10 protein-coding genes are annotated in these 12,560 nt (G+C 41.8%); 9 read left to right on the top strand and 1 reads right to left on the bottom strand.

The genetic code is table 11. The features are described from left to right. Positions 1 to 10 precede the first annotated feature (10 nt). On the top strand, positions 11 to 2,437 hold the full coding sequence (gene pheT / locus ACTWPX_RS17695) for a phenylalanine--tRNA ligase subunit beta (protein WP_443120880.1): 2,427 nt from the start codon (positions 11 to 13) through the stop codon (positions 2,435 to 2,437). A 77-nt stretch (positions 2,438 to 2,514) separates the two neighbouring features. Here pheT and rnhC read toward each other — a convergent pair whose 3' ends face one another. Beyond that, entirely contained in the window at positions 2,515 to 3,453 is a 939-nt protein-coding gene (gene rnhC / locus ACTWPX_RS17690; protein WP_443120879.1) for a ribonuclease HIII, read from the bottom strand. Between the two features lie 150 nt (positions 3,454 to 3,603). Here rnhC and zapA point away from each other — a divergent pair, with 150 nt between their 5' ends. From zapA to ACTWPX_RS17650, 8 genes are all read left to right on the top strand, one after another. Next, a complete protein-coding gene (gene zapA / locus ACTWPX_RS17685; RefSeq protein ID WP_443120878.1) occupies positions 3,604 to 3,885 on the top strand; it encodes a cell division protein ZapA in 282 nt (93 codons plus the stop codon). A 4-nt stretch (positions 3,886 to 3,889) separates the two neighbouring features. Continuing rightward, entirely contained in the window at positions 3,890 to 4,432 is a 543-nt protein-coding gene (locus tag ACTWPX_RS17680) for a CvpA family protein (protein WP_128526265.1), read from the top strand. A 185-nt stretch (positions 4,433 to 4,617) separates the two neighbouring features. Next, positions 4,618 to 6,333 carry a DNA polymerase/3'-5' exonuclease PolX gene (gene polX / locus ACTWPX_RS17675; RefSeq protein ID WP_443120877.1) on the top strand — a complete coding sequence of 572 codons (1,716 nt, stop codon included), beginning with the start codon at positions 4,618 to 4,620 and terminating at the stop codon, positions 6,331 to 6,333. 25 nt (positions 6,334 to 6,358) lie between these two features. Then, entirely contained in the window at positions 6,359 to 8,701 is a 2,343-nt protein-coding gene (locus ACTWPX_RS17670; RefSeq protein ID WP_443120876.1) for an endonuclease MutS2, read from the top strand. A 27-nt stretch (positions 8,702 to 8,728) separates the two neighbouring features. Then, positions 8,729 to 9,136 carry a DUF350 domain-containing protein gene (locus tag ACTWPX_RS17665; RefSeq protein WP_128526268.1) on the top strand — a complete coding sequence of 136 codons (408 nt, stop codon included), beginning with the start codon at positions 8,729 to 8,731 and terminating at the stop codon, positions 9,134 to 9,136. Between the two features lie 236 nt (positions 9,137 to 9,372). Then, the gene (locus tag ACTWPX_RS17660; RefSeq protein WP_443120875.1) at positions 9,373 to 11,076 is read left to right on the top strand and encodes a long-chain-fatty-acid--CoA ligase; all 1,704 of its coding nucleotides are present in this window, start codon (positions 9,373 to 9,375) and stop codon (positions 11,074 to 11,076) included. 100 nt (positions 11,077 to 11,176) lie between these two features. Continuing rightward, complete coding sequence (locus ACTWPX_RS17655; RefSeq protein ID WP_128526270.1) at positions 11,177 to 11,767, top strand: TetR/AcrR family transcriptional regulator; 591 nt, start codon at positions 11,177 to 11,179, stop codon at positions 11,765 to 11,767. Between the two features lie 15 nt (positions 11,768 to 11,782). Further along, positions 11,783 to 12,556: an enoyl-CoA hydratase gene (locus tag ACTWPX_RS17650; protein ID WP_443120874.1), complete on the top strand. Its 774-nt coding sequence runs from the start codon at positions 11,783 to 11,785 to the stop codon at positions 12,554 to 12,556. Positions 12,557 to 12,560 lie beyond the last annotated feature (4 nt).

The following is a 12,560-nucleotide window of genomic DNA, read 5'->3' as shown; positions in this document are numbered from 1 at the left end:
GAATAGAGAAATGCTTGTATCATTAAATTGGCTGCAAGAATATATAGACGTGAGTAATTACTCTCCAGAAGAGTTAGCAGAAATCATTACTAAGACAGGGATTGAAGTAGAAAGTGTTGAACCTGTGGCAGATACGGTTACAGGTGTAGTCGTCGGGCAGGTCCGTTCCTGCGAGCAGCACCCTAACGCAGACAAATTAAACCTTTGCCAAGTAGACATCGGTGAACAAACCCTGCAAATTGTTTGCGGAGCCCCGAATGTAGCTCAGGGACAAAAAGTACCTGTTGCCACGCCTGGAGCCGTACTGCCAGGAGATTTCAAAATTAAGAAAACGAAATTACGTGGTGAAGAATCGAACGGGATGATATGCTCGTTGCAGGAACTAGGCGTAGATGAAAAGGATGTTCCAAAAGAATTTACTGATGGGATTTTTGTTTTTCCGGAGGATGTTGAGGTAGGAACCGATGCTGTATCTCTCCTTAACCTCGATGACTTGATCATTGAACTCGGTTTGACACCGAATCGTTCTGATGCTTTAAGTATGGCAGGGGTTGCATACGAAGTAGCAGCAGCGATTGATGGTTCTTACGAGCTAGCGGAAGAAGACGTAAAACCTGCTGAAGAGAATGCGGCAGATTATATATCAGTCTCTGTAAAAGATACAGATGCCAATCCTTACTATGGAGCTTTTGTAATTAAGAATATCCAGGTCGGCACCTCTCCTCTATGGATGCGTAACCGTCTCACCGCAGCAGGCATACGCCCGATTAATAATGTTGTTGACATAACGAACTATGTTTTGATGGAGTATGGTCAACCTTTACATGCTTTCGATTACGATCGCTTTGGTTCGAAAACGGTTTTGACAAGACGGGCTGGTGAAGGTGAAACGATTAAAACTTTAGACGATCAGGAACGAACATTGACACCTGAACACTTGGTGATTACTAATGGTGAAGAGGCACACGCCATTGCAGGAGTAATGGGGGGAGCGAAATCTGAAGTGCAGGATGATACTTCAACCATCATTCTGGAGGCTGCTTATTTCAATCCATCTGTGGTTCGCCAATCTTCGAAGGATCATGGTTTGCGTAGTGAGTCCAGCACTAGATTCGAAAAAGGTGTTGATCCTAATCGTGTTGAACGAGCGGGTAAACGTGCATGTGAACTTCTCCAGAAATATGCCTGCGGGACCGTATTAAATGGAGTAGTGAGCCATGATGAATTAGATCGCTTTGAAAAGAAGGTCAACGTAGTGACAAGTGTGATTAACAATCGGTTAGGCACAGAAATCACGACTGATGAAATGGCAGATATCTTTCGCCGTCTGCAATTTTCTTTTGAACAAGATGGAGAAGAATTCGCCGTCTCTATTCCTACGAGACGAGGAGATATTACCATTTTTGAAGACATGTTAGAAGAAGTCGCACGTATTTATGGGTATGACAACCTCCCTTACACGTTACCCCAGGGTGCTTCTCAAGCAGGTGGATTGACTCTGGAACAACAGTTGAAACGCAGAATGAAGCATTACTTTGAAGGCGCAGGATTGCATGAAACGATTACTTACTCACTGACACATGAAAAGAAAGCATCCATGTTAGTTAGTCCAGAAGTAAGTGCCCGTGCAAATAATCCTGTCGGGTTGGCCATGCCGATGAGTGAAGATCATGGTTACCTGCGTTTAAGCATGCTTCCGGAAATATTGCAATCCCTGTCATACAATGTGGCAAGAAAGCAGGAAAATCTGGCTTATTATGAAGTAGGTACTGTTTTCATCAGTGAAGAGCAAAAGGTGACGAAACAACCTGATGAAGTGTTGCGTGCTTCTGGGGCCATAACGGGGCAATGGGTAAGCCACCCTTGGCAGCAAGAGAAAAAACAGGTCGACTTTTTCGTCGTGAAAGGTATATTGGAAGGACTCAGCAAACAGCTGGATCTACCTTTCACATACGAGGAAGCCAAACTTCCACATATGCATCCGGGCCGGACGGCTACTGTTGCTGTTGCGGGAAAAACGATAGGATTCGCGGGACAAGTTCATCCGAAGTTGCAAAAAGAGCTTGGATTGAAAGAAACTTATGTGTTTGATGTGAATTTAGAAGAACTCTTCCAAGAATATGTAAAAGAGGAAACTTTCCAGGCGATTCCTCGTCACCCATCTGTATCAAGAGATATTGCTCTGGTCGTAAATGAGCAGGTATCTGCAGGAACCATTGAGGAGACGATTGCAGAAGCTGGATCTCCACTCGTTAAAGATGTACAGGTTTTTGATGTATATCAAGGAGAACACTTGCCAGAAGGGAAGAAATCCTTAGCCTATAGTCTTCTTTATCTCGATCCATTACGAACATTGAAGGATCAAGAGGTAGAGGAAACTCATAACCGGATTTTATCGGCTGTCAAAGAAAGGCATGAAGCAGAGTTGCGCGGCTGACTCATAGGAAAGGGTACCTTGAATTTCAAGGTACCCTTTTCAATTTTTTAAAAAATTGAAAAAATATGCCTGTGTATTCATTTTACTAATTTCTTGGCTTTTTGTGTGTTAGCGAAATGGACTTTGGCTAACTCTTCAAGTTTAGATTCACCATAGGCTTCAATAATAGCAGCACCAGCTTTATCCACTTTGGAAGAAGCACCTTTGGGTATAGGTAAGCCTGTATCAAACTCTAACTGGTTCATAGCTTTTACAAATGCGGAGCGGGCAAGAATCGACCCTGTGGCCACTGCAATGGAATGACTTTCTGCTTTTGTCATGAAATACACATTTTCCTGAAGAAACAAATTTTCACTCTTTAGATGTTTTTGATAAACATGCGGTTCTGAAAACTGGTCCACTAGTATCCCAGCTGGTTTTTCAGGTTCGATTTTTTCTAATAGACGTGTGAGGGCCTGGTGGTGAAGAATGGTTTTGATCTTTCCTTGGCTCCATCCTTTGCGCTGCCATTGATTGTATTTCTTATTCGGAAGGCGTAAGAGACTATACGGAATTTTCATTGAGACAATGTCTTTGGCCAAATCAGTGACTTGAGCATCTGACAAGTTCTTGGAATCCTTTATACCGATTGCTTTCAATTGAGGAATCTGTTCTTTTGTAACATATGCCGCCGCGACAGTTATGGGGCCGAAATAATCTCCTGTACCCGCTTCATCTGAACCGATATGAGAGCTTTGGAACAACCTATCATCAGGGTAGAATTCATGTTGGTTCACACTGCTTTTTTTCTTTTTTTGTGAAGAGGTGTTTGTCACATCCCCCCATCTCCCCGCTTCTGCTTCAGGGTTTTGCCCTTGGAACAGTACCTTTCCGGAACGGTAAGCGGTAATCATGCAGTTGCTGGTTTTGGCTGCGAACAATGCATGTGAAGGAGGGCTCGCTTTTTGTTGTTTTGCGTAATGTTTTTTCATTTCCTCCAAAGTAGAGGCGGGTAATTTTAATACAACCTGGGGCATAATGAGTTCCTTTCTGTATTAGAAAATGATAAGGACAGTATAGCAAATTGGATAGGAAATGAGAACATTTGCTAAATACGTCCATATTGGTTTCCTAATTGTAAGCCTTCGTGTTAATATAAAGTTTAGGATTGAGAGAAACTAGGGGGTATGTATGTGTCGCAGTCAGACCAAGGAAAAAAAAGAATTACAGTGGAGATCAATAAACGGTCTTACACTATAGTTGGTCATGAGGAGCCCCATCATATCCGTATGGTATCTAGTCTGGTGGATCAGAAAATGCGTGAAATTCATGAAGCGAACCCTAGTCTAGATACGGCAAAGCTCGCCGTATTGACCGCTGTGAATACAATGAACGAATATATGAAATTGAAGGAAGAGTGTACAGAACTGATGAACTATATTGAAAAGAAAGAGAAAGAGGACAACTGAGATTATGATTGATTTATTGCTATTATTCATCTTATTTATCGGAGTTTTGACTGGTTTGAAAAGAGGGTTTATCCTTCAACTGTTTCATTTGATCGGTTTCGTAATAGCCTTTGTACTTGCAGTGATTTACTATGATGATTTGGCACCGAAACTGACTTTATGGGTCCCCTACCCTGAGTTGCCACAAGATTCTTCATGGGCTGTTTTCTTAGATGATCTGCCATTGGAGCAGGGTTTTTATAATGCTATAGCATTTGCCATCATATTCTTCGGAGCTAAGATCATTTTACATATTATTGCTTCGATGCTGGACTTCGTGTCAGAACTCCCGATCCTGAGTTCTTTAAATACCTTATTGGGTGGAATTCTAGGCTTCATCGAAAACTATGTCATATTGTTTGTGTTATTGTACATAGCGGCACTTGTTCCACTTGCAGGTGTTCAAAGTGCTCTGGACGGGTCGATGCTTGCACAGCTGATTGTAGAACATACGCCGGTGTTTTCGGAACAGTTGAAAACATTATGGATTGAGCATGTAGCAGGCTGATTAGGGACGTTTAGAAAAGATGCAGGTAGAGCCGCTATGATTTCGATCATGGCGGCTCTTTTTCATCGTTTGGAGATGGCATTGAAAAAAGACTACTTTGAAAGAAGCAGGAAGCTGCTAAAATGCGTCTGCCCATTACCTCGCTCCCTATAAAATTGAAACCATGAAAAGGAGTAGATCTTTAAATGGCTATTGATAAAAAACAGGTAATAAAATTATTAGAGAAAATTGCTGTCTATTTAGAGTTGAAGGGGGAAAACCCTTTTAAAATATCTGCTTATCGAAAAGCTGCCCAGGCTTTAGAAAGAGATGACCGTTCACTCAGTGAAATTGAGGACTTCACTAAAATGCAAGGGATCGGTAAAGGGACAGCAGCTGTCATCGATGAATTTTTAAAGAATGAAGAGTCTGATACTTTAAAACAGTTGCAAGCAGAGGTTCCGGCAGGTCTTGTTCCTTTACTTGACCTTCCAGGGCTTGGCGGAAAGAAATTGGCCAAGCTCTATAAGCAATTAGAAGTGACAGATGCCGAATCACTGAAGGACGCCTTAGAGAGCGGAAAAGTAGAAGAGCTTGAAGGTTTCGGCAAAAAGTCTGCTGAGAAAATGTTGAAAGCATTAGAAGATGCTCATTCCAGACCTGAGCGTCTGCCCATTGCTCACATGCTGCCATTAGCTGAAAAGATCGAATCGTTCTTGGAAGAGGCTCAAACTTTCGACCGCTATTCAAGAGCCGGAAGTTTACGACGGATGCGTGAAACGATCAAAGATCTTGATTTTATCATTGCATCAAAAAAACCTGAGGACACAAGGGACGAATTGCTATCTTATCCAGATATCAAGGATGTAGTCGCCTCAGGGGAAACGAAAGTGTCGATTGTCGTCAATGAAGGATATGATATCGGCATTGATTTCCGCATCGTAGCACCTGAAGAATTTGCTACGACTCTCCATCATTTTACAGGTTCAAAAGATCATAATGTTGCCATGAGACAGCTGGCAAAGCAGCAAAATGAAAAAATAAGTGAATATGGAATCGAGAATGTAGAAAGTGGGAAAGTCAAAACCTTTGATAGCGAAGAAGATTTCTTTAAACACTTCAACCTTCATTTCATTCCTCCAGAGGTGAGAGAAAATTATGGAGAAGTAGATAGGTTCAAAGAACCTGTCGATTTAGTTGATTTGAAAGATATTCGTGGAGATCTCCATATGCACTCAACGTGGAGTGATGGAGCTCAGTCCATAAAAGAGATGGCAGAGCGTGCAAAGTCGAAGGGATATGAGTATATCGCCATTACGGATCACTCTAAATTTTTGCGTGTAGCTAATGGATTAAATGAAAAGCGTCTTCGCTCACAGCGTGAAGAGATACAAAAAGTTAATGAAGCGATGGATGACTTCCATATTTTTGCTGGCATTGAAATGGATATTCTTCCTGATGGAAGCCTGGACTTTGATGACGATTTCTTAGAAGAAATGGATTTTGTAATCGCATCTATTCATTCAAGTTTCCAACAGTCAGAAGACAAAATAATGGAACGATTGACAAACGCTTTAGAAAATCCGCATGTGAATATGATCGCGCACCCTACCGGAAGGTTGATCGGACGGAGAGAAGGATATGCTGTTGACTTAGAAGGCTTGATTCAAGGCGCGAAGCGGACAGGGACGATTCTTGAGCTTAATGCTAATCCGAATCGCTTGGACTTGAACTGGGAATGGTTGATGAAGGCCCAGGAAGAAGAGGTTGAAATAGCAATTAACACAGATGCCCACAGTTATCCAATGCTTGACCACATGAATATAGGAATAGGTGCAGCCCGCAAAGGGTGGTTGAGGAAAAGCACGGTAATAAACACATGGACCAAACAACAGTTAATGGATAAATTCAACATTCATTAACAGCAATAAAAGGAGACGGTTACACATGAATCAACGCATCCTTCATGTATTAGAATTCAAAAAAATCATAGAGCAATTAAATGCACAAACTGCATCGTCTTTAGGGAAAGAAAAGACAGCAGGTCTGAAACCCTCCTCTGATATAGACCAGGTTCGTAAATGGCAAATGGAAACAGACGAAGCTGCACAAGTGTTACGTTTGAAAGGACATGTTCCACTAGGCGGAATTTTTGATATTAAGCCGAGTTTGAAACGGACAACCATTGGGGGGATTCTGAGTGCGATGGAATGCCTGGATATTGCAAGTACCATATATGGCGGCAGGCAGTTGAAAAGGTTTGTGGAAGATATGGATGAACCTGAAATGCCGATTCTGAGGGAAATGATCACAGGAATCGTACCAATGAAGGAACTCGAAAACGATATTAGAAATTGTATTGATGAGAATGGTGGAGTGATGGATGGTGCTTCTGAGAGATTGAGGTCAATCCGCTCCAAAATCCGTACCTATGAAAGCCGTGTCAGGGATAAGATGGATGCTTTTACAAAGTCGAAGGCAAAAATGCTTTCAGATGCCATCGTAACCATTCGTAACGAACGATACGTCCTCCCTGTTAAACAAGAATACAGAGGATCGATCGGTGGTATCGTTCATGATCAATCGTCTTCTGGCGCTACACTTTTCATAGAACCGCAGACAGTTGTCGATTTGAACAACCAACTTCAAGAGTCCCGAGTACAAGAAAAGAACGAAGTGGAAAAGATTTTAAAGGAACTTTCTGAGACCATTGCAGAAAATCATCAAACCTTATATGAAAATGTTGAAGTATTAGGCTATATCGATTTCATGTTTGCAAGAGCGAAATTGGGCAAGCTCATGAGAGCTTCGATGCCAAACATGAACGATGAGGGCCGAATTAAGATGAAACAAGCTCGACACCCTTTAATCCCTGGAGATGAAGTGGTCCCGAATGACATCGAGCTCGGCGAAGATTATTCATCGATAGTCATCACAGGTCCTAACACAGGTGGTAAAACAGTTGCGTTGAAATTGGTGGGTTTGTTTACTTTGATGGCCCAATCTGGGCTGCAAGTTCCTGCCTTGGACGGTTGTGAGCTAGCTGTATTCGATGAGGTGTACGCTGATATCGGCGATGAGCAATCCATTGAGCAGAGCTTGTCCACCTTTTCTTCCCATATGACAAACATCGTTGATATTTTAAAAGAGGTCGACCATAACTCACTTGTGCTATTTGATGAATTAGGAGCGGGAACGGATCCTCAGGAGGGTGCCGCGCTAGCTATGTCCATTTTGGATGAAGTAGTGCAAAGGGATGCAAGAGTTATTGCAACAACTCACTACCCTGAACTGAAAGCCTATGGGTACAATCGTCCAGGAGTCATCAATGCTTCTGTTGAATTTGACATCCAAACTCTCAGACCGACATACCGTTTGCTTATCGGAGTGCCAGGGCGCAGTAATGCATTTGAAATATCCAGGAGGCTGGGATTGGATGAATCTGTTATCAACTCTGCTAAAAGTCACATTGGTGTCGACTCTCAAAGTGTCGAAAATATGATTGCGTCCTTGGAAGAATCCAAACGGGAAGCTGAACACGATTATAATGAAGCTGAGCGTCTCCTTCAGGAAGCTGAAGATCTGAGAAATGAATTGAAGGTCAAGTGGAATCAGTTTGAAGAGCAGCGTGAGAAGCTTTACGAGAAAGCGGAAGCAAAAGCAGAAAAGGCGATTCGACAAGCAAGAGAAGAAGCGGAAGGCATTGTTGGTGAAATCCGTAACATGAAATCACAGGCTCAAATGAAAGAGCATGAGTGGATTGAAGCTCGTAAGATGTTTGAAGAAGCTCAGCCGGAATTAGCTAAAAAGAAACAGAAGTCTCCGGCACCTAAGAGAGATACTCAAGAACTGAACTCTGGTGATGAAGTGAAGCTGCTCACATTGAATCAACAAGGAACCATTGTTGAGCAGACAGGTAAGAATGAGTATCAGGTACAAGTAGGCGTTATGAAGGTGAAAGCAAAACGTAAGGAACTTGAGTTCGTAAAAGCAAAACAGCCATATAAAGAGAAGCCGATGGCGACTGTAAAAGGGAAGAGCTTTCATGTGAAAACAGAGCTCGATCTTCGAGGAGAACGATATGAAGATGCTTTGAACAAATTAGAGAAGTACATTGATGACGCGTTGCTTGCTGGTTATCCTACAGTTTCCATCATCCACGGAAAAGGAACAGGAGCACTGAGAACAGCCGTCCAAAATTTCGCTAAGAACCATCGGAATATCTCCAGCCACCGTGCCGGGGGAATGAATGAAGGTGGAAGTGGAGTTACTGTATTAGAACTCCGTTAAAATGGAAAGGTAAGGGGGAGGGCGAATATGAGTGTTTTTTGGGAATATACGTTAGTCGAAACAGCTGCACGCTACAGTGTCGTAGTCCTTTGCCTCATCGTTTTCATGGCAGTTTTCGAAATCGTGACTTCATATAACAATTGGGAAGAAATAAAAAAAGGAAATATCGCAGTAGCTATGGCTACCGGAGGAAAGATATTCGGAATCGCTAATATTTTTCGTTTTTCGATTGAACATAATGATTCACTCATTCAAACGATGGGGTGGGGGTTATATGGTTTTGTCCTTCTTTTATTTGGCTATTTCATTTTTGAATTTCTAACCCCTTCTTTTAAAATCGATAAGGAAATAGCGGCTGATAACCGGGCGGTCGGATTTATATCGTTAATCATATCTGTAGGACTTTCTTACGTGATTGGAGCGAATATCATTTAAGGGGAGAGATTTGTGGAAACTTTAGCTAAAATACTGATGGTGGTAGCTACGCTATTCCTAATTGTTGGTGTACTGTTCTTCATCCTATAATTAAAAAGTTCTTTCTTCGGAAAGGACTTTTTTCATAACTTCCCCGCTGTTTATGTAAAATTTTCAAAATTTAAAATAATATTTCAAAAATGATTCTTTAGTCGTTATAATAGAATAGAAGACAACTAAAAGGGAGGCATGCATGTATGACAACCTTTCAACGTCCATGGCATAAGCATTATCCACCAGAAGTCCCAGTCAGCCTGGAATACGATAATCGTCCATTGCACGATTATTTGAAAGCGAGTGCAAAAGTTTACGGTAAAAAGAAAGCGCTTTATTTTATGGGGAAAGAACTTACCTATGAGGAAGTGTACGACCAGGCACAGTCCCTCGCCAGTTATCTGCAGAGTTTAGGCTTAAAAAAAGGTGACCGTGTTTCGATTATGCTTCCCAACTGTCCACAATCCGTCATCGCTTATTATGGAGTGCTGATGGCTGGTGGAATCGTCGTTCAGACAAACCCATTGTATATGGAAAGGGAATTGGAGTATCAATTGAATGATTCGGGTACCAAGATGATCATTTGTTTGGATGTCCTTTATCCGAAGGCGGCGAATGTGAAACCAGACACGTCCCTAGAACACATCATTGTGACAGGTATTAAAGATTACCTGCCGTTTCCTAAAAACAAAATTTACCCGTTTATTCAAAAAAGGCAATATCAAGTGCTTGTTAAACCAGAACAATCTACAGATACACATTTATGGACACACATGTTGAAAACAAGCAGTGGAGATGTAAAGCCTGTTGAAATCGATCCTCTGGAAGACTTGGCTCTTCTACAATACACTGGAGGCACCACCGGTTTTCCGAAGGGTGTAATGCTCACGCACTATAATTTAGTCGTAAATACCCAAATGTCTAAAAAATGGTTGTACAAATGTAAAGATGGTGAAGAAACTGTTTTAGCCATCCTTCCCTTTTTCCATGTATATGGTATGACATCTGTTATGAATTTGTCGGTCATGATGGGGAATCGAATGGTGCTTATGCCGAAGTTCGAACCTGAAGACGTTTTGAAAGTGATTGAAAAACAACGCCCCACTTTGTTCCCAGGAGCTCCGACCATTTATATTGCCCTGTTGAATCATCCAGACTTAAAGAAATATGATTTGTCTTCTATAGAAGCGTGCATCAGTGGTTCAGCGCCATTACCAGTCGAAGTACAAGAACGATTTGAAGAAGTGACTGGCGGAAAACTTGTAGAAGGATATGGTCTTACAGAAACTTCCCCTGTTACCCATTCCAATTTTGTATGGGGGCAAAGAGTCAGTGGCAGCATAGGAGTCCCATGGCCTGACACAGATGCTAAGATTTTCAAAATGGAAACGGATGAAGAATCTGATCACGGTGAAATTGGCGAAATCGTTGTTAAAGGTCCTCAAGTAATGAGAGGTTATTGGAACAAGCCTGAGGAAACAGCCCAAGTATTAAGTGAGGACGGCTGGTTCAGGACTGGAGATATGGGTTATATGAATGAAGATGGTTATTTCTATATAGTTGACCGTAAAAAGGATATGATCATCGCTGGTGGCTATAACATTTATCCACGCGAGGTTGAGGAAGTCCTTTATGAGCATTCGGAAATACAGGAAGCGGTCATTGTCGGTGTACCTGACCCATATCGTGGCGAGACAGTAAAAGCTTTTATCGTCAAAAAGCAAGGCAGTGATATTACAGAAGAAGAGTTGAATGAATATTGCCGTAAGAATATGGCGGCCTTCAAAGTCCCTCGTCTTTACGAATTCCGTAATGAGTTACCTAAAACTGCTGTTGGTAAAATTCTTCGCCGCACATTAATTGAGGAAGAAAAACAGAAGTATGAGGAGTCTGAGAGTGTTCAGTAGTGTCTCTAAAAAGAAAAGTTGACAGAATATTTCCTTGATTGTAGAATAATAGATGAATGATGATTCATTCATTTTCGGTATGGATAGGCGGAGATAGACAGTGAAAAAAAACAAACCTAAGTTCAAACAAATTATCGATGCAGCAGTCGAAGTCATTGCTGAAAATGGATACCACTCCTCACAAGTATCAAAGATCGCAAAAAAAGCGGGAGTGGCTGATGGAACCATTTATCTTTATTTTAAAAACAAGGAAGATATCCTCGTATCTCTGTTCCAAGAAAAAATGGGGCAGTTCATAGAAAAAATTGAGCAGGAAACAACCTCAAAGCAGTCAGCTGAACAAAAACTGTTCACTCTGATCCACACTCATTTTGAACAGCTGTCTGCCGATCATCATCTTGCGATTGTGACACAGTTGGAATTGCGTCAATCAAACAAAGAATTGAGACAAAAAATCAATCTTGTATTGAAACGCTACCTTAAAGTCATTGATCAAATCGTTGAAGAGGGTGTTGAGGAAAAGCTGTTCCGCACTGGCCTTGATCGCCGTCTTGTACGTCAAATGATTTTTGGCACTATGGATGAGACGGTGACCAATTGGGTCATGAAGGACCAGCGATATAACATAGTAGACCAGGCGAAAGAAGTCCATAGCTTGATTATTCATGGATTAGCCCATAACGGTCAGTGAAAAGGAGATGTCATTTTGTCTACTTTAACATTGCAAGTCAAGGAAAACGTAGCGGAGATAACCATCCAGAGTCCACCTGCCAATGCATTATCAAGTACGATTTTGCAAGATCTTTCAAAAGAGCTGGATAAAATCGAGAAGGATTGTTCTGTAAAAGCGATATTGTTGAAGGGTGAGGGCAAATTTTTCTCGGCGGGAGCAGATATTAAAGAATTTACTTCCCTGCAGGGAGCTTCTGATTATACAGAATTGTCAGGAAAAGGCCAGGAACTTTTCAACAGAATTGAACACTTCCCCATACCAGTTATTGCTGCGATCCATGGGGCAGCCTTAGGTGGCGGGTTAGAGTTAGCTATGTCCTGCCATATACGTTATGTAACTGATGATGCAAAATTGGGTTTGCCGGAATTGAACCTCGGAATTATTCCGGGATTCGCTGGAACCCAGCGTCTTCCACGGCATGTAGGGACAGCTAAGGCTTACGAAATGATTTTATCAGGTATCCCGATATCAGGACGAGAAGCCGTGCAAATAGGATTGGCGAACCAAAGCTTTACGAATGAAGAGCTTTTTGTTGCAGCAGAAAAACTTGCGAAAGCCATTGCCAGTAAAAGTGGCCCGACAATAAATCATGTGATGAACTTGATTCCATTTGCCCACACTTCGCAATTTGAAACAGGTGTAAGCGCAGAGGCAAAAGCATTTGGTGAAGTATTTGGCAATGAAGATGCCAAGGAAGGCATACAGGCATTTATTGAGAAAAGAAGTCCAGCATTTAAAGATCAATAGTCCA

Origin of the sequence: Halobacillus sp. H74 (assembly GCF_052246715.1) — a bacterium.
GTDB lineage: Bacteria > Bacillota > Bacilli > Bacillales > Halobacillaceae > Halobacillus > Halobacillus litoralis_A.
This window is presented reverse-complemented; position numbering and strand designations above follow the sequence as displayed.

Excerpts from the sequence above, each read along its gene's own strand:
- ACTWPX_RS17680 (WP_128526265.1), top strand. The coding sequence starts at position 3,890 with ATGATTGATTTATTGCTATTATTCATCTTATTTATCGGAGTTTTGACT.
- ACTWPX_RS17660 (WP_443120875.1), top strand. The coding sequence starts at position 9,373 with ATGACAACCTTTCAACGTCCATGGCATAAGCATTATCCACCAGAAGTC.
- ACTWPX_RS17665 (WP_128526268.1), top strand. The coding sequence starts at position 8,729 with ATGAGTGTTTTTTGGGAATATACGTTAGTCGAAACAGCTGCACGCTAC.
- zapA (WP_443120878.1), top strand. The coding sequence starts at position 3,604 with ATGTATGTGTCGCAGTCAGACCAAGGAAAAAAAAGAATTACAGTGGAG.
- ACTWPX_RS17670 (WP_443120876.1), top strand. The coding sequence starts at position 6,359 with ATGAATCAACGCATCCTTCATGTATTAGAATTCAAAAAAATCATAGAG.
- rnhC (WP_443120879.1), bottom strand. The coding sequence starts at position 3,453 with ATGCCCCAGGTTGTATTAAAATTACCCGCCTCTACTTTGGAGGAAATG.
- pheT (WP_443120880.1), top strand. The coding sequence starts at position 11 with ATGCTTGTATCATTAAATTGGCTGCAAGAATATATAGACGTGAGTAAT.
- polX (WP_443120877.1), top strand. The coding sequence starts at position 4,618 with ATGGCTATTGATAAAAAACAGGTAATAAAATTATTAGAGAAAATTGCT.